Genomic DNA, 18532 nt, shown 5'->3' on the forward strand with positions numbered 1-18532 from the left:
CTGTCACCAGTGCGATACATGGCTTGCTCCTTTGGAGTGAATATGCCATATTATATCATGTTAGTAATTTAATTGCGACACAGTCTGAATTAGTGATTCAGTATGTCAGTCGGAAGTATATGAAAGCAGAAAAAATATTAAAAGGAGAAGTTAGCATGAAATATCTCGTAACGGGCGGTTCCGGCTTTCTTGGCATCAACCTTATTCGGTTCTTACTGTCAAAGGGTCATGAAGTAACCTCTATTGATTTTGCCGAGTTCACTTATCCTGATGTTAAGGATAAAATAAGGATCATTGACGGAGATATCAGAGATAAAGCCGCTGTTAAAAGGGCTATGGAAGGAGCGCAAATCGTGGTTCATTGCGCGGCGGCTCTTCCCTTGTATTCAAAAGAAGATATATTTACTACGGATGTGGATGGCACCAGAAATGTAATAGAGGCGGCTAAAGAAGTGAATGCGGAAAGGTTTATTCATATCTCCTCTACTGCGGTTTATGGTATTCCTGACCATCATCCTTTAAAGGAAGATGATAAAAAAATAGGAGTAGGGCCTTACGGAGAAGCTAAGATTCTTGCGGAAGAAGTCTGCGTTGATTTCAGAAAGAAGGGGGTTTGTGTCCCGATAATAAGGCCGAAATCATTTATAGGACCGGAGCGTCTTGGTGTATTCGCTCTCTTCTATGACTGGGCGAAAGACGGCAAGGGATTTCCGATGATAGGGAACGGTAAGAACAAATATCAGTTTCTGGATGTTGCCGATCTGTGTGAAGCGATTTATCTGACGGCAACGCTGGATAAACAGGTAGTTAATGATACCTTCAATATTGGCGCTAAAGAGTTTACCACTATGGGTGAGGATTACCAATCTGTTTTGGATTATGCAGGATTTGGAAAAAAGGTAAGAGGTTTTCCTGCCGGTCCGGTGATTATGATGTTAAGATTACTTGAACTTTTAAAACTTTCCCCGTTGTACAAATGGGTTTACGAAACCGCTTCCAAAGATTCCTTTGTCTCCATAGAAAAAGCCGAACAAAAACTCGGATACAAACCTAAATTTTCAAACAAAGATGCTTTGCTTAGAAATTATAAATGGTATCTGGAGAACGTAGATAAGTTTGCTGAAAGTTCAGGAGTTTCCCACCGTGTCCCGTGGAAACAAGGAATATTAAAAATCGTTAAAATGTTTTTCTGATGCATTATCTTGTATCAGTGGAGTCGCTTTTTAAAAAATGTATATTACTTTTTTAACTCCTTCGTGTGCTTATTCTGAGCTAAAGTTTGCAGTTGTAATGCGTTAAATATTGCATTGAAGGCCTCTTGGTCAGGGAAGAGGAGGAACTTACCCAGGATGTGGTTATTTGACTCTTTAAATACCGAATCTACAACCATCAGGTATTTATAATCACCCTTTACTTCGTCGAAAAGTGTCTTTACAATTGAATTTGCCCTGTCATAAGTGAAATGAGGGATGGAAGGCAGCAGTGTCATTTTCAGGAGGTCAGCTATTGCGTTAAGGCAGATAGCTGTGGAGATGGCTCCGAGCTCCTTAAGCGCTGATTGCTCCAGCTCGGCGAGTATCTTTGTTTCGCCGCTTTTCTTTTTAAGTAATACATCCGTAAGTAAGAGCGCGCTTTCTTTTTTAAAGGTTAAAAGTACTTTACCTGATACTTTTCCGATTACCCTGAAATAAATACCTACCATAAGGTCTTCTGAGGACTCTATCTCTTTAGCAAGGTCGTCGATTGGTACGATATTAACCTGGGGCACGTCTATAAGCACTTTCTTATTTATCATTTTGGAAAGCGCTGTTGCCGCGTGAGAGACTCCTATTGAGGCAATTTCTTTTAAAGAGTCTCTTTGTATGTCTGTAAGTACGGGTAGTTTCATTCGTTCACCTTGAATTTTGTCACCAGGTCAGTCAACTCTTCTGACAATTTTTTTAACTGGGACGAAGATTCTGTTATTTTTTTTGTTAATTCGGATTCTCTCTGTGTGAGTTTTAAGACGCCTTCTGTAGATAAGGCGTTCTCTTCCGATATTGATGTCACGGTAGTGATGGCTTTTCTTACCTGTTCAAAACCGGAGGACTGCTCCAGTGTATTTTTTGATATTTCAGTGGCAAGGTTACTTATATCCCAGACTGCTTTTGTAAGTTCTTCCAAAGCTGCACCCGTCTTATTTACATAAGAGACACCTTCTTCTACTTCCACTGCGCCTGTCTCTGTAGCCGTGATTACCTGATTGGTCTCGCCTTGTATTTCCTTAAGTAATCTTACTATCTGATCTGCTGCCTTGCCGGAGGCTTCTGCGAGTTTTCTTATTTCATCTGCGATGACTCTGAACTCTCTTGCTCCTTCACCGGCTCTTGCCGCTTCTATTGCGGTATTAATAGCCAAAAGATTGGTCTGCTCAGCTATCTTTGTAATAGCTTCTACTATAAAGCCGATCTGATTTGATCTTTCTTTTAAATGTTTTACCATATTTGAAGAATTTGTAACAGTATTACTGATCTGCCTCATCTTGCTGATGGTTTCCTTTGTTGTCTGGCTTCCTCGTTCGGCTATTGTTGTAGCCAGAGAGGTTTTGTCTGCCTGGGTCTGTGCTCTTTGCGCGACAGCCGAAACAGAATTTGCCATAGTGTCTATCACCTGGGTTGTTTTTTCAATCTGCTTCCTTTGTACAAAGGTGGCTCTTGCGATTCCTTGCACCGAGGTGCTTACATTAAGCGAAGAGAAGTTAAGCTCCTCTGATACAGCTGAAAGCTCTACCGAATATTTCGAAATATGTTGAGAAGTATTACGAAGCTCAATGACAATCTTTGCCAGGTTTTGCACCAGCGTATTAAAAGCTCTGGAGAGTTCGGCTATTTCGTCCGTACCTGATGTATTGATACTTTGAGTCAGGTCTCCTTTTGAAGAATTTATGGAGATAGTCGTAAGTTTATTTATTGGTCCTACCATTGACCCGGAGATTCCGAAAGAAAAACTCATGATAATGAGAAGTATTGCTCCGATTGCTGAAAAAACTATTTTTTTTGCAAATTCTATGTTTTTGTCGAAATCTTTCTCGTCATCTTTAATGAGTTCTTTGACCTTGGGAGCCATCTCTTCACTCGCCATGAGTGCTTTGCTGACCTCAAGGTCATCATAACCTTTTGCGAGTTTTGCAAGAGAAGACTCCAGCTCTGTACAGCGGGCAAGCGCATTTTCAATTTTTGCCGCGTCAGCCGGTTTGCCGGATTTAAGAATATTGGTTCTTCTTGAAGTTAGTATTATCTTAAAACCTGTGGTCTCATCTTTGGCGCCGCTTTTTGCGGCAGTTATCAGTTTACCGTCTCTGTTATCCTTGTAGTTTCTTAGCTTTAGTTGGACGTCCTTAAAGGAGAGGAGAGCTTCATTATCTTCTTGAATTTTATTTACATTATCGGTAATCAAATAGTCATAATACTTGAAAGTCCCGATCATTGCGGCAGCAACCAGCGCAAAACTCAAAATAGACATTAATAATATCTTCTTCCCGATATTTAAAGCCATCAGTTTATTTCTCCTTCATCCAGTATGGTATTAATGTCCAGTATCAGCGCTACTTGCCCGTCGCTTAGTATTGTTGCGCCTGAGAAAAATTTAAGAGTCTTAAGATTACTGTTTATGGGCTTTACCACTATCTCATGCTGGGTTTTTATTTTATTTATTTCAAGGCCGAAAAGTTTCCCGTGATGTTCGGTTATGATTACTTCCCTGTCCGGTTTAACTTCATTTTCCGGCGACAGAAGGAGTTTTTTTAATTTAATTATCGGTACCGCTTTTCCTCTGTACTCAATAGAGCCGTTTACATTTTCTCCTGCGGATAAAACTTCTCTGACTGCGGAGAAGGGGAGGGCGTAAGTTTCACCTTGAATATCTACAATCAATGCCTGAATTATTGCCAGTGTAAGCGGTACTTTAATAGTGAACTTGCTGCCTTTTTTTGGTTCTGTCGTCATAGTAAAAATTCCGTTTAAGGCTTCCACTTTGGTTTTTACAACATCCAGCCCGACACCTCTGCCTGAGGTGCTGTCGGCCTTCTCAACTGTTGAAAATCCGGGTTTTGTTAAAAATGCATAAGCTTGATTGTCTGTCAGCCCCGGAAGCTCTTCTTCTTTTAAAAGTCCTCTTTGTACCGCTATTTTTTTGATTTTTTCTGAGTCAAGACCCGCGCCGTCGTCCGAGACCTCAATAAGCACATGATTTTCAAGCTTTTTAGCTGTTAAACGGATAATGCCGGTCTGGTTTTTTCCGCAAGCCTTCCTCATTTCCGGGGTTTCGATACCGTGATAAACGCAGTTTCGTAGAATATGTATCAGCGGATCATAAAGTTCATCTAAAATACCCCTGTCCAGTCCTATATCGCTGCCTTCCACTATAAAATTAATTTCTTTTTTCTGCAATCTCATGGTATCTCTGACTAATCTCGGATAGCGGTTAAAAATATATTCTGCCGGAACAATTCTTGTTTTTAAAATAGTATTTTCGAGTTCCGACATTATTTTGTTGGTATTGTAGAGGGAGTTGGCAAGTTCCGCGTCTTCGGATTTTGAGACCAGCTCCTGTAAACGGTTTTTGCTTATTATCATTTCCCCTGTGAGATTTATAAGCTCGTCCAATACTTTTAAATCTATCCTGAGTGAGGCGGGTTTTACAAATTCATCTCTTCCTGATATTACTTCAGTTTTTTTGTCTGTATCTAAGCCGGTTTTATTTTCAGAAACAGCACTGTTCGTGTTTATGCATTCTTTAATCTCATTTATAAGAGGATCAAGTGATACCGTTCCGTCAATACGTTTGTAAAGTCCGTTTACAAGTGTATCTAACATATCAATACCTTTGAAAAGTGCATTGATGATTTCCAGCGTCATAGGATGAGTGCCTTTTCTCACAAAATCCATAATGTTTTCGAGCTCATGGGAAATCTTTGTAATTTTTTCAAAGCCCATGGTTGCAGACATCCCTTTGATGTTATGCAGATATCTGAAACATTCATTGATTAAATCGGTATTTTTTGGTTCCTTTTCAAGGGAAATCAACACCTTGTTAAGGTTTCCGATTATTTCGCGGCTTTCGTTCGTAAATATTTCACGGTATTGATCCAGCTCTGACACATTACCTCGCTATGAAATATGTTTGTAATATATCTTGCAAACCTATAATATTTCAAAACCTTAATCTAATGTAACCCTGCACCTGAGCCTAGTGAATGGTACAGGGCGTGTTCCATTACTTTGTTTCTTTTAAAACTTTGTCGATAACTTCCAGTACTTTGTCTCCCTGAAAAGGTTTCACGATGAAAGCCTTGGCTCCGCTTTGCATCGCTTCTTCCACCAGGAGTTCCTGTCCCATCGCTGAGACCATGATTACTTTTGCGCCGGGGTCAAATTTTACTATTTCTTTAACCGCGTCAATACCGTTTTGCACGGGCATTATCATATCTATCGTAACGAGGTCGGGTTTTAGCTTTTTGTATTTTTCCACTGCTTCTTGTCCGTTGGTTCCTTCATCTGCGATTTCGTGTTTGGCCCTTAAAATATCCTTGAGCATCAACCTCATAAACGATGAGTCATCCACTATCAAAATTTTGCTCATTTTTCCTCCTGTGAAATCTTTGCCGGATTTAGTACTTCTATTTCCTCTCCTTTGTAGGAGGCAATAAAAGTAAACATACCGTATGATTTCTTAATATCGTCCTTGTTAATGTATGCTACTTCAAAAACTCTTGATACAGCAAAGCCAAAATTCTCTTTATTATTTTTTACCACAATAATTCTGTTTTTTCTATCCTTATCTTCGGTAATATTGAGAATTTGAGGCAGATCAAAAACACCTATGATTTGACCGCGGTAATTTGTGATACCTGTGATCTTTTCCGAAGATCCGGGAAGACGGGTTATGGCTTGAAATGGAATTATCTCAAGAAGAAAGTTGATATCAATGAAGTATTTATTCCCTGAAATCGAGAAAAGAAGCAAAGAAAACTGCTTTTCCTGTATCATTTATCTGTCCTTTTTGTCTTTATGCTTAAAAAGTGCTATAATTTCTCGAGAAGAAGCTTAATATTTCTTAAATTATACAATAAAAATGTATAAGAATCAATGAGTTTCGGTGGAAAAAAACAAAAATATGAAATATACTATTGATGCATAATGAGTTACAAAAATAAGAACAAATGCAGTTTAACAAGATATTCTTATTCCTTTACTATCAGAACAATTTTCCTTGAAATGCGTAAAAAAATCTTGACAAACAAGCATTATTTATATATAATTTACTAAGCTCGTGCGTATTTTTAAGCTTTTTCAGCGGAAGTGAAAAAAGAGGCAAAAGGAGCATGCTTTGTACAAAAGCTATTGGGGCGTTAATGTAAAGCCTTTTGAAAATACTCTTGATATTAAAATGTTCTATGCCTCTCCGATGCACGAAGAAGCTCTTATGCGTATGCTCTATGTCATATCTGAGCGCCAGGGTGCGGCAATGCTTACCGGCGACTATGGAAGCGGTAAGACTATTCTTACCAGAATTCTTTCGACGCAATTAAACTCTAATCAAAACAAATTTGTATTTATTACCAATCCCCAGTTATCCTCTATTGAAATGATAAAAGAAATAGCGCGGCAGGTGGCGGTGGTGGACAAGCTTCCTTCAGAAAAAAGCGATCTTTTGAATATTCTTCGGGAAGTTTTCAAAAGAAATATTGAAATAGGGCGTAATACCGTCGTAGTTGTTGATGATGCTCAGCTGGTGAAAGATAATGAGACTTTGGAAGAGCTTCGGCTTCTTCTTTCTCTGCAGCCGTCGGATAAGTTCTATGTTACGTTAGTGCTTGTAGGCCAGACAGAACTCAGAGAAAAAATTAACAGGATTCCTCAGTTAAAACAACGACTTGCGATGCAGTATCATCTTGATGCGCTTACAGAGCAGGAGACAGGCGAATACATACTTCATCGTTTAAAAGTAGCGGGGCGCACCGATCCGCTTTTTACGAATCTTGCGATTAAGGCAATATTCGAGCAGACACGGGGGGTTCCGAGAGAGATTAATAATGTTTGCAACTGGTCGCTGCTTGCAGGGTTCTCAAAGAAGCTTGACACTATTAATAAAGATGTAATCGAAAGTGTGGTAAAGGAGATGGTCTGATCAGGAAACTTGCTCTACTCCTTTTAATGTTAATTGTTGCCTGTTCCGGAGGAGATAATTTAGCCGGAGCTTCTGATACAGATGCTCTTCAATTTAAAATGCTCTACGAGAAAGAGATTAAAAACAGGATAAACGGACTGCTTGAAAAAATAGTCGGCGGAAAAAAATACTACGCTGAAGCTTCTGTGGAAATAAGTCCGACTGTCGAGAGGACTACGAGCCGGAGTTTTAAAACTGATCCGGCAGAAAAGATTGACTCGACTATCTGGCAGCTTTTCGGAGAAAATACTTCGAAGGTTGAGCAGAAGATTACGGAGAGCAAACACAAGTTAACCGGTGTTTCTATTACGGTGATTCTTGACGAAAGTGTAGACGAAGTAACGGAAGCAGAAGTAAAGGATTCTGTACTTAGAATTTTTAAAGGTTTGAAAGAAAATAGCCTGTATATCAGAAAAATGAAATTTACCGGTGCCGGTTTTCTCTCGTTCTTTGAAGAAAGAAAAGCGTTTCTGCTCCTGCTGGTTGCAGCTCTTGTATTTCTGGGTTTTTTGTTTGGTCCGCTGCGAAGCTTTATGAAAGGGATTTTGGCCGGCCGCCCTGCTTCAAGGGTAATCGATATTAAGATGGAAAAAGCGGGTTTTTCCGGTTTTGAAGGAAGCAAAGCGCCCGGTAGTGTTGTAATAAACAGTGAAAACAAAAGTTCAGTTATAACTGAACCCGGAAAAGCTGAAATAGAGGAAAGACCGTTTGCCTTTATCAGCAGGGATAATCTGAAAAACCTTGCGATAATAATACAAAACGAGTCGCCGGATGTGATATCGCTGATTCTTTCATATCTAAAGGAAGAGGATGCTGCTTTGATAGTCGGGTACTTTGAGCCTGAAGTAAAAGCAAAAATAGCTCTTTCTATGCTGGAAGTAAAACAGACTAATAAGGAGAGCGTAAGACAGGCTGAAGGCCGGGTAAAAGATAAGCTTGATTTTCTGGTGGGCGGCATTGATAAATTCACCGGAATACTTGAAAAGATGGATGCAGGGACCAGGGATAGTATTCTTTCGGCGCTCTTTAAGGACAGCCCGGAAGTAGCGGGCAGGTTTAAGAACTCAATTTTTACCTTTGACTCGATAGCGGAGCTTCCTGATGAAGCCCTGCAGCTGGCTTTGAAAGAAATTCAACCGGATATTCTGGCCAAAGCGCTAAATGGTGCTTCGGAAACGTTGTTTAATAAGTTTAACCGTAATCTCTCGGAAGGCAAGAGAGCCAGACTCAAAGAAGAAATTGATTTGACCGGTTATATAACTCCGATAGCAATTGAGAAGGAACGTAGTAAGATATTAAAACTGTTTCATGCTCTGGAGAGTGAAGGGATTTTACAGCTTCCGGTAAAGGACAAGACACTTTCTAAAATTACGGTATCGAAGGCGGGAAAGAATACCGGTGTCCTCCGGGACGGTGAAGAAAGAGTGGGTCTGAGTTATTATGAAAATCAGGACGACGGTAAAATGATGTCTTTAAGAAAGATATTTAAACGGAAAAAAGCGGATGACTTGACGGAGAAAGATATACCGGAAAGACTGTTTGACCCGGAGAAAAAATGAAAAGGATCAGTAATTACATTGTGGGAAGTTTTGCCGCAGCTATTTTCCTGCTGCCCTTTTCTGCTTTTGCGCAAAGTATTTCTTCTGAGGGCAGCTCTACGGATATATTAATGTTCAAACAAAATTATGAAAAGTCGCTTAAGGAAAGTATAGAGAGTGTTTTACTGCGCACTCTGGGGCCCGACAAGTCTACAGTTACGGTTTCTGTTGACGTTACATCTGATATTGAAACAAAGCAAAAAATAACCTACACCAAGACGGCTGATGATGATACGGATGGCTTTCTGATTCCCGGTATACCGATGCCTCCCGGTTTGAAACCTCAAAAAAATGAAGAAAAATTTGTATCAATAGCAAAGCCCAAGATCACGATGGTACAGGTAATGCTTTTATTGGATAAAAGTCTGGAAACAACTGAAGTTGGGAAACAATTGCTGGAGGCCATCGGAAAAACTATCGGTCTGCCGGCTGCCAATCAAAAGATAGATATAAAATATATGGTATTTGCTACTTCCAGTAAAGCCTTCTTTGAAACAAACAAAACAACTCTGTTGATTTTATTGATAGTGGTTTCAGTCATAGCTTTCTTATTCGGGCCGGTCAGGTCTCTTATGAGAAATTTCTCCAAGTCAATGGTAGAAGGAAAAGGAAGAGAGATAAGTATTGATATGGGTGCAAATCAAGGAGGAAATCCTCTTGGCGGCGGGCCCGGAGCTCCGGGTCAGATTGCTCAGGGCGGGCCTATGTCGGCAGGGGCAATTTCGGCGGCAGGAGGGGAAGCAAAACTGCTGGAAGGCGGAAGCGGTGCTTCTTTTTCTCTTGAGAAGAACGGGGAAGTAAAAATATTCAAGCCTTTCTCTTTCATAAAAAAAGCTAACATGCAAAATCTGGTGTATCTTATTCAGCAGGAACCTCCGGAGATTGTTTCTCTTATTATGACTTATTTAAGCCAGGAGGAGGCTGCAGAGGTTATGTCGGCGCTTCCGCTGGAGCAGCAGGCTAAAGTTGCGCTTGCTATGGCGCAGGTAAAGCAGGCAACTGCGGAGAGTGTGATAAAAGCGGAGGAAGAAATAAAAAGAAAGATAGACTTTCTGGTCGGCGGTGTTGAAAGATTTATCGGGATACTGGATCGCCTGGATAAGACAACCAGAGATGAGATTTTAGAGGCCCTGGAGAAAGAAAGTCCCGCGCTTGCGGAAAAGATCAGGAAAGAAGTATTCGCCTTTGAAAATGTTGTTGACCTTGAGGATGCTGCGCTCCAGCTTGTCCTTAGAGAGATAAAAACAGATGTACTTGCCAAAGGTTTGACCAGTGCGCCTGTTGAAATAGTTGAAAAAGTAAAAAAGAACATATCTACCGGCGCTCAAACCCTGCTCCAGGAAGAAATGAACCTCGTGGGTTACTTGACCCCGATGCAAATAGAAGAAGAACGCGCAAAAATTGTCAATTCCATTAAAAAACTTGAAAAAGAAGGAAAGATCTCTCTGGGTAAAGGCAAGAAAAGGCGTATGGATAAAATAGGCCGTATTGAAAAACTAGATGCAAGTTTAATAAAAAATGAAGAGGAACAGGCTGTTGCGGATGAAGCTGCTGTGGGCGGAGAAAATACCCCTTCTAGAACTGATTTTAGCGAAAAGAAAGTAAGCATAAAAGATTATGAGGGTAAGAATACCGGAAAAGTGCTTTCAATGGTCAATATCTTTAGACAGGTGGAAAATACCCCTGCAGAGAAGACGGAAGCAAAAGCAGGAGGGGAAGTAAAAGAAGAAAAAGAAGGATTGTTTGTCTCGAAAAAGACGGCAGCAGGGGGCCAGAGGACGGAGGTCGGAGGGCAGAAACCTGCGGCGGCCGCGCCGGCACAGGGCGCTGCAAAAGCAACCGGGCCTGAAGATATGACCACGGTATATAATAGAGGCATAACCGCCTATAAAGAAAAAAGATTTGATGATGCTATTAAGGACTTCCAAAAATGTCTGGCTTTGAATCCAAATCTCTGGCAGATTTATCAATATATCGGGAATTGTTTTTACGCGAAGAAAAATTTAGTAGAAACAGTGCGGGCGTATCAGAAATCTCTTAGTATTAATCCGAATAACCCGCAGCTTTCCGCCTGGATGAAGGATTACAACGCGAGGAACAAGACGGCTTTATAGATGCGCGGAAGCGCAGAGGCTCAGAGGCTCAGAGGCGTAGCAAGAATAGAACGGATGCTTGGATGCTCGGATGCTCGGATGCGCAGCAAGAACAAAAAGATGAGAGTTTTAAGGTTTAGGATTTAGTGCTTAGTTATTAGTGATTTGCTTTTATGGAGGTTTTTGTGGTTGATGACATGGGCTTACCGCCTATGCCGGAAGGCGAAGAGAAGCAAAACGGCGGACCGGCTTTGCCGGATTTTCCTTCGGAAGGTGCAGATGCGTCCGGAATAGGATTTCCGTCTATGGATCCAAGTTTACCTGTTGAGACCCCTTCTATGGAAATACCTTCTGATTTGTCTAAAGTTTCCGGTTTTGCAGCTAAAACAGAAACCGATAATCCCTTTCTGGATAATTCCTTCTTTAAAGCACCTGTTTCCCTTCAAAGAGAAAAAGATCTTGCGGATAAACTTATAACGACACAGAGCAGTTTGCAGAAGAAAGAACTTGAAATAAATGAAGTAAAAGAAAAACTGCAGAGAGAGCTGGAAGAATCAAGAATCAAATTTGACGCGCAAAAACAGGAGCTCAAGAAAGAGATTGATACTTACCGTCAGAAACTTGAAAAGGACAAAGAGCAGTGGAGTAAAGTTGTTACCGAAAAAGAAAATGAAGTAAGACGGATCAGAGATACTCTGAACAATAAAGATCAGCTGGTGAACGATAAAATAATCGAAGTAGAAACTGAGCTGAAAAGCAAAATGAGCAGAGAGCACTCCCGCCTGGCTGAAGAGAAAAAATCTCTTGAGAAAAAGAATACCGAGCTGGAAAGCCGGCTTAAAGAAATAGAAGGCGGCTGGAAGAAAAAAGAACAGGAAGTGCGGGACCTTCAAGAAAAGGCTTTGAACGAACTTAGAAATGCGGAGGAGAAGCTTCAGGAAGAACGGGAAAAAACCTGGTTGAAGACTTTAAAGGCAAAAGAAGACGAGATAAATTCCATGAAAGTCGAAATTACTCTTCAGGAATCCAAAATCCGCGCAGTACTTGAAAAAAAACAGGACGAAGTCAGGGATATTGAGGAAAAAACAGGCAGAACAATAAAGGATAAAACGGAGAAAATTGGAAAAGAAAAAGAAAATATCCTTGAAGTGCTTGCGGCCCGGGAGAAAGAGATAAACACTCTTAAAGAGGCTTTTGCCGACAGGGAGAAATATCTGGCGGGGAAAGTTGAAGATGCGGAGATGGATGGCAAGCTTGCCCTTGCTAAGTTTGATCAGGAACTAAAAGAGAGGGAAAAAAACCTCTGGGTGGAGCGTGAAGAATGGATTACGGTACTAAAGGCCCAGTTTAAAGAAAAAGAACGGGAATTAAAAGAGCAGCTGGAAAAAGAAAGAATTTCCCTTGCCGGTGAAGAACAGGAATTGAAAGGGGCTTTTGAGAAAGAAAGAACAGGTTTGAAAGAGCAGCTGGAAAAAGAAAGGGTTATTCTTAAGGAAAAAGAGCTTGAACTGAAAGAAGCGTTTGAAAAAGAAAAAGCGGGGTTAAAAGAAAAAGAAAATTCTTTTGGCCATGAACGGGATAAACTTCTTGAGCTTTTAAATGCCAAGGACGGGGAAATTAAAGCAATTAGTAATGAACTTAAAACCGTGCTGGATAATCGCGAGAAAGAATTCGAAGCGCTGCGAAAAGAAATAAGTATCGCTGCAAAAATTAAAGAAACGGAGCTTCTGGCGATCAGGCAGGAATACTCCAGTGTGACCGAAGGGCGCGACAAAGAAATTGAAGTGCTTAAGTCTGAAATTAGAAATGTTCTTTCGGCCAGGGATAGAGAAGTTGCCGCAACAAAAGCGGAAGCCAGAGCTCTGCTGGAAAAAAAGGAAATAGAAATTAAAGTATTTACTGAAGAAAAGGATAGAGAGATTAAAGAGGCGAAAGACGGACTTCTGGCTTTGGGTGAGCTTAAGGAAAAAGAAAAGGCCGGGCTTGTTAGGGATTTCCTGGATAAAGAGGCGGAATTAAGGCGGAAGGCCTATGAACTGGAAGCGCGTGCGCTGGATGCGGTTAAAAAGGTAAGTGATAACGATGAACTCTGGAAACAAAGGATAACTCTGAAAGAAGCGGAGTTGACGGCGCTAAAAAGCGAGCTATCAAGACAGGAAGCAGCGTTTAACGAGGCGTTTCTGCAGAAAGGGCGCGAGTTGAAAGAATTTGAGGAAACCTTTCTTGCGGAAAAGGCCGCGCTTGCCGAAAAGCTTTCGCTGAAGGATTATGAGTTCTCTTCTGAAATAGCAAAAAAAGAACAGGTGCTTGCTTCGCTGGAAGAAAAAATAAAAGAGAGTGAAGGTGTCTGGCAGTCCCGTCTTGAACAACAGAAAAAACAGCTTTATGACAGACTGAGTGAAAAAGACGAAAGTGCTTTTAAACAAATGGAAGAGAACCGGCTTCTGATAATTAAATTGAAAACAGAAGAAGACGAGCTGCTCCGTAAAGAACAGGAATACCGGTTCTTTATATCTCAATATGAAGAAAAAGAGAAACAATATAAGAAACTTCTGGAGGAGCAGATCCTGAATCTTCGTAAACTTGAAGAAGACCGTGCGGCGGATTTTGGAAGAACCCAGGAGCGTCTTAAAAACCTGGAAAATACTATAACGGAAAAGGACAATGAAAAGCGGCGTCTGGAAACTGAACTTAACATCAGAAACGGCGTTATTTTTGAAAAAGAAGAGAAGCTCCGTGAACTTGAACTTTTTATGCGCCGGCTTGAACATGATAAACAGTTGCTTTCCGAGGACCTGGAAAGAAGCAGAGCAGAGGTAAACAGGGTGAAAGAAGGCACTTTGTATGAGTTATCCGGACTTAAGGAAGATAATGAAAGACTGCAAAAAGCTCTGGCAGAGAAAAGTATTGCGATAGAAAGCTTAAGAAGTACCCTTTTCAAGTTAAATGAAGAAAGCGCAAACGTGGAAAGAGAGTATAATGTCGAAACTTCCGGTAAAGCAGCGCTTCTTTCTGAACTCGAAAGGGTAAAAGTAGAACTTAAGGTACTGAAAGAACAGGGCCAGAGCGGTAATCTTTCTTCTCAGATGAAAGACAAAGATACTATAATAATAAGTTTAAACGATACTATATCTAAAATAGAAAAAGAAAAAGCTGCTATCAAAGAGCTTATCCTGGAAAAGAGTAAAGCTGAGGAAACAAAAGATAAAGAACTGAAAGATCTTATGTATACGGTTTCAAATCTGACAGAAGATAAGAATAAGTTTGAGTTTAAGACCAAAGAACTTGAATCAGATCGCGAAAATGCGCTTAATGAATTAAATATTGCGCAAAAAGAGCTGATCAGGCTTCAAACAGAAGCTGATACTTTGAAACTTTCCTATGAGGAAAAGCTGGATAATGAACGTAATAATCTTGGATTGGAAATAGAAAGAGTGAAAAGAGAGACGGAAGAGTTTAGCAGTATTTCCTGTCTTCAATTTGATACGGAGAAAAACCGGCTGCTTCAGGAGATTGACAGCTTGAAAGCGGAGCTGATAACGACAGGTAATGTTCTTGATGCGGTTAAAAAAGAAAACCAGATGAAACTGGAAGAACAAAAAAGATGTTTGGAAGAGGAATTAAATAATAAAGTGAAAGCGCTGGCTGATGAGAAAGAGGAAATTATCCGCAATCTGACGGAAGAAATAAATAGAAATCTTGAGGAAAAAGAAACCTCTGCCGGAAATTATGAAGAACGCCTGATGCAGTTGAAAGAAGAGATAGACAGGAGGGATGTTGAACTTAACAGGATAAAGAGCGGAATAGATTCCAATCTGTCCAAGCTGGATGAGCAGAACAGGTATATTGAAGAGCTTAAGAATGAAGTTGCGGCTGCAGGTGACAATCTAAGATCAAAAGAGGAAGAGACAGCTGCGGTAAAAGAAATTATAAAGAATAAAGAAGTTGATAATCAGAAACTTCAGGTGGAGCTCGGAGGACTTCTTACAAGGTCGGACGAACTTTCAAAGCTTGCAGGGGAAAAGGATAATCAGATTAACAATCTTACTCAGGACTTCAATGGGAAGCTTGAGGCTTTGGCGGAAGTTTTGAAAGTTAAAGAAAGAGATCTTGAAACAGCAAAAGAAAAGGCTGTCGAGCTTGAGAATCGGATAAAAAATGATTACGAGATGAAGGAAGAAGAACTAAAACTTGCTATAGGCCGGCTTCAGATGCAGCTGAAAGAGATTACAGGAAGACACGAAACGGAGCTTAAAGCTGAAAAACAAAAACTTCAGTCTATTCAGGCTGAATACGCTCTTCGCGAGGCCCAGTGGAGTTCACAAAAAGATAAGGAAAAAGAGACCAGAGGTCAGATGGCCGATATGGAAGCGTCTTACATGAAACTAAAAAAAGATTCTTCAGATAATACCGCTAAGTTTACCTCTGAACTGGAAAGTGCGCAGTTAAGTATTTCTGCTTTTGAAGTCCGCATAAGGGAAAGCGAAGAAAAAATACAAAAGCTGGATAAAGAAAATGATGTTCTTGCCGATCAGCTTATGAAAGAGACGGAAGAAAAAGAAAAGTTGTTAAAAATACATATGGATATAGAGTCCCGGCTTAAAGTGCTCAGTGTTTCCCTGAAAGATCTTCGTAAAAGATTCAAATTTGTTTTATGGCTGTGGTACCCGAATGAACCGAGAAACTAAAACAAACTCGAAATTTTAAATTCGAAATTCGAAGAAAAAGCAAGCGTAAAAAAAAGAAAAAAAGTGCTTTAAATGTGAGTTTTTTGTTGCTCTTTTTTAAGGTTTAGAATTTTCCGCCTTTGGCGAGATCTCGCTTTCAGCGGACGAGTTTAGTACTTCGAATTTATTTGTTTACCGGGGGGTTGATGTCTAAAATTAATACAAATATCAAAGACAAGATTATAGTGGCTCTCGATTATTCTGATGAAAAGACTGCGTTAAGTATTGCGGAGAAAGTTGCGCCTTATGTCGGAGTTTTTAAAGTTGGGTTTGAACTTTTCATTTCAGCAGGACCTTCCATCGTAAGTAAAATTCATTCTTTGGGCGGAAAAGTATTTTTGGATTTAAAATTTCATGATATTCCCAATACGGTGGCAAAAGCAGCGGCTTCCGCGGCAGATATGAATGTTTTTATACTTAATGTTCATGCTTCCGGAGGGCTTGAGATGATGAAAAAAGCGGCGGAAGAAATTAAAAAATCAAAAAATCATCCTATACTTATTGCGGTAACAGTTCTAACCAGTATGAATAGCGGGATTTTAAAAAACGAATTAAATATAGCGTCAACAGCCGCAGAACAGGTTGTGCGTCTTGCAAAACTGGCAAAAGAAGCGGGACTTTCGGGTGTTGTCGCCTCCGGAGAAGAAATAACATCGATAAAAAATGCTTGTGGTAAGGATTTCAAAGTGATTGTTCCGGGTGTCAGACCGGATTGGTCTGCTAAAAATGACCAGAAACGCATAGTCACTCCGGAAGAAGCCATAGAAAGAGGCGCGGATTTCATAGTTGTAGGCCGACCCATTACCGGAGCAGAAAATGTTGTTGAAGCGGCAAAAAAAATACTCTCGGAAATATCCTGACTTTTGGTGGATATTCTTAGAAAACCCGCTGTAGTCTTTGCATTGTAAAAGTCATAAGAATGCATGATATTCGTCAATCTTAATATGTGATTAAAATCACCAAATTGGAGCATTGACAAAACCCTTCTTCTATAATATACTTAATATAATAAACTATTAAATCAAGGAGGAACTTTATGAGAAAAGTTTTAGTTCTGGTGTTAATGTTCTGTTTAACCACGGCTGCTTTTGCCGTTGAGCTTTCTACTGCTAAAATATCGGCGGTAACAGGCGTTGCGGAAACTTCAAAGATAGATGAAAATAAAAAACAGGTATGGTCTCCTGTCAAGGTTGATCTGGTTCTGAACCAGGGGGATGAAATAAGGACTAGAGAAGGGAAAGTTGAGCTTACGTTTGAGGACGGAAGTAAAATTAATCTAAAAGAAAATACATCGCTCTCTCTTAATAAGCTTAAAGATAAGGATCAGACCGGAGATACGATTGTAAAGCTTTGGATAGGCAAGATTAGATCAAAGTTTACGATTCAAAAAGATGATTCTACTTTTCAGGTTCAGACAAAAAATATAATAGCGGCGGTAAAAGGTACGGATTTTAGTTTGGATGCCGACACTAACGGGTCAGATCTTGTTGTATTTGACGGTATTGTTTCAATGAAAGATCCGATTGGTAAAAAAGAAATATTTGTAAAAGCCGGAGAAAAGGCTTCTTTTGCGGGTGCTTTTGAAGGGAAACCGGAGGAAATGTCAAAGGAAGAAAAAGAAAAGCAGGATGAAGAGTGGAAGGATAAACCAAAGGAAGAAAAAAAAGAAGAGAAGAAAGCAGAAGAAAAAAAAGATGAGGAAAAGAAAGCAGAAGCTCCTGTAGTGCCGCCAAAAGAAGCGGCTAAAGCTCCCGAGAATGCGGGTGATGCTGGTTTTGGCGGAAGTTTTGGAGCTGTTTCCATTGATGGCAAGACTTATTATATGATGAGTTTCCTTTATGAACTTACGCTTGGAAAATTTGGAGCGGGCTTTGATATCAGATTACTTTGGAATGATGATGGAGTAAAAGAGGATGATTGGAAAGACTGGCAGAAGTCGGCTCAAAATATGTTTAAATACATCCGTTACGGCTTAAAGGGAGAACCTCTTTATGTTAAACTTGGAGTGCTTAACGATTCCACTCTTGGTCATGGATTCTTAGTCCGGAGATATTCAAATATCGGAATAGATCTGAATAAAAGGACTTTTGGATTGGAGTTAGACATTAAACAGGGCGCTATAGGTTTGGAAGGTCTGACAAATGATATTATGAAGAGAAGATTATATGCAGGACGTTTGTATTATGATATAATCCCTAATTTCCTTCAGGCAGGTGTTTCCGGAGTTTATGATATTAATCCGGCAGAGGATAAATATCAACTGGTCGGTACAGATAAAGTGGCTCTGCCTGAAGCCGGTCCGCTGGTAGAATATGGCGCGGATGTGGGAATATCTCTTATTAAAACACCTATATTAAGTGCCTTGATTTATGCGGATTATGGTATCTTTCGTGACGGCGGGGAAGGTTTTGCGGCTCCCGGCATTATGGGGAAAATTGCAATTTTTGATTACCAGCTTGAATACAGGTCGCTTCAATCTAACTTCGTAGCGGGTCTTTTTGATTATGTTTATGAAGATAGTCGTCCTGCAGTGTTACCTTCTGCCGGAGGAGATCGTTTAAGGGGTGTCTTTGGACAGCTTGGTGCGAATCCAGTACCCTGGTTGAAAATAGTTGCAGCTTATGAGCAGTATGAAGGTTCATTACCTTATATTAGGGCAGAAGCTTCTTATAGAGGCAATTTCATTCCGAAGATTTCTGAAGTAGCAGTCGGTTATGAACAAAAAGACATTGATATGGTTACCATAAAAAGTCCAAATACCGTGGCTTACGGAAGAGTTGGAATGGAAATGGCCCCGGGTGTTATCTTTCTTTTCACAGTACGGCAGACATATGATCCGCTGTTGGATCTTTTTAAGAGATCCACGATGATGGCAATGCAGATGAAATTCTAAAGATAGGTTCCTGGG

12 protein-coding genes are annotated in these 18532 nt (G+C 40.3%); 7 read left to right on the plus strand and 5 right to left on the minus strand.

Annotation, left to right across the window (positions count from 1 at the left end; genetic code table 11):
• Nucleotides 1–155: 155 nt before the first annotated feature.
• A complete protein-coding gene (locus tag A2536_06110) occupies nt 156–1193 on the plus strand; it encodes an epimerase (protein ID OGF45123.1) in 1038 nt (345 codons plus the stop codon).
• A gap of 44 nt (nt 1194–1237) precedes the next feature.
• On the opposite strand, the gene A2536_06115 is transcribed toward A2536_06110, so the two are convergent.
• The 5 genes from A2536_06115 to A2536_06135 form a co-directional block, all read right to left on the minus strand.
• Nucleotides 1238–1888: a hypothetical protein gene (locus A2536_06115; protein OGF45059.1), complete on the minus strand. Its 651-nt coding sequence runs from the start codon at nt 1886–1888 to the stop codon at nt 1238–1240.
• The gene (locus tag A2536_06120) at nt 1885–3534 is read right to left on the minus strand and encodes a hypothetical protein (protein OGF45060.1); all 1650 of its coding nucleotides are present in this window, start codon (nt 3532–3534) and stop codon (nt 1885–1887) included. Before A2536_06120 ends, A2536_06115 begins: the two co-directional genes overlap by 4 nt.
• Nucleotides 3534–5138, minus strand: a complete 1605-nt coding sequence (locus A2536_06125) for a hypothetical protein (GenBank protein ID OGF45061.1) — start codon at nt 5136–5138, stop codon at nt 3534–3536. Before A2536_06125 ends, A2536_06120 begins: the two co-directional genes overlap by 1 nt.
• A gap of 115 nt (nt 5139–5253) precedes the next feature.
• Nucleotides 5254–5619, minus strand: a complete 366-nt coding sequence (locus A2536_06130; protein OGF45062.1) for a two-component system response regulator — start codon at nt 5617–5619, stop codon at nt 5254–5256.
• Entirely contained in the window at nt 5616–6026 is a 411-nt protein-coding gene (locus tag A2536_06135; GenBank protein ID OGF45063.1) for a hypothetical protein, read from the minus strand. The genes A2536_06130 and A2536_06135 overlap by 4 nt, the downstream gene beginning before the upstream one ends.
• A gap of 340 nt (nt 6027–6366) precedes the next feature.
• Between A2536_06135 and A2536_06140 the strand changes: the two genes are divergently transcribed.
• The 6 genes from A2536_06140 to A2536_06165 all read left to right on the plus strand — a co-directional run bounded on the left by A2536_06140 (nt 6367) and on the right by A2536_06165 (nt 18517).
• Complete coding sequence (locus A2536_06140; GenBank protein OGF45064.1) at nt 6367–7167, plus strand: hypothetical protein; 801 nt, start codon at nt 6367–6369, stop codon at nt 7165–7167.
• Nucleotides 7168–7193: 26 nt separating this feature from the next.
• Complete coding sequence (locus tag A2536_06145; GenBank protein ID OGF45065.1) at nt 7194–8765, plus strand: hypothetical protein; 1572 nt, start codon at nt 7194–7196, stop codon at nt 8763–8765.
• Nucleotides 8762–10918 (plus strand): hypothetical protein, encoded by a 2157-nt coding sequence (locus A2536_06150; protein OGF45066.1) that lies wholly within the window; start codon nt 8762–8764, stop codon nt 10916–10918. The genes A2536_06145 and A2536_06150 overlap by 4 nt, the downstream gene beginning before the upstream one ends.
• Nucleotides 10919–11082: 164 nt before the next feature.
• Entirely contained in the window at nt 11083–15585 is a 4503-nt protein-coding gene (locus tag A2536_06155; protein OGF45067.1) for a hypothetical protein, read from the plus strand.
• Between the two features lie 182 nt (nt 15586–15767).
• Nucleotides 15768–16484, plus strand: coding sequence for an orotidine 5'-phosphate decarboxylase (locus A2536_06160; protein OGF45068.1), 717 nt, complete (start codon nt 15768–15770; stop codon nt 16482–16484).
• 176 nt (nt 16485–16660) lie between these two features.
• On the plus strand, nt 16661–18517 hold the full coding sequence (locus A2536_06165) for a hypothetical protein (GenBank protein OGF45069.1): 1857 nt from the start codon (nt 16661–16663) through the stop codon (nt 18515–18517).
• Nucleotides 18518–18532 lie beyond the last annotated feature (15 nt).

This window comes from Candidatus Firestonebacteria bacterium RIFOXYD2_FULL_39_29 (assembly GCA_001778375.1).
Classification (GTDB): Bacteria; Oederibacteriota; D2-FULL-39-29; order D2-FULL-39-29; family D2-FULL-39-29; genus D2-FULL-39-29.

Coding starts and splice junctions, on each gene's coding strand:
- A2536_06145 (OGF45065.1), top strand. CDS start 7,194: ATGTTAATTGTTGCCTGTTCCGGAGGAGATAATTTAGCCGGAGCTTCT.
- A2536_06115 (OGF45059.1), bottom strand. CDS start 1,888: ATGAAACTACCCGTACTTACAGACATACAAAGAGACTCTTTAAAAGAA.
- A2536_06110 (OGF45123.1), top strand. CDS start 156: ATGAAATATCTCGTAACGGGCGGTTCCGGCTTTCTTGGCATCAACCTT.
- A2536_06150 (OGF45066.1), top strand. CDS start 8,762: ATGAAAAGGATCAGTAATTACATTGTGGGAAGTTTTGCCGCAGCTATT.
- A2536_06165 (OGF45069.1), top strand. CDS start 16,661: ATGAGAAAAGTTTTAGTTCTGGTGTTAATGTTCTGTTTAACCACGGCT.
- A2536_06135 (OGF45063.1), bottom strand. CDS start 6,026: ATGATACAGGAAAAGCAGTTTTCTTTGCTTCTTTTCTCGATTTCAGGG.
- A2536_06130 (OGF45062.1), bottom strand. CDS start 5,619: ATGAGCAAAATTTTGATAGTGGATGACTCATCGTTTATGAGGTTGATG.
- A2536_06120 (OGF45060.1), bottom strand. CDS start 3,534: ATGGCTTTAAATATCGGGAAGAAGATATTATTAATGTCTATTTTGAGT.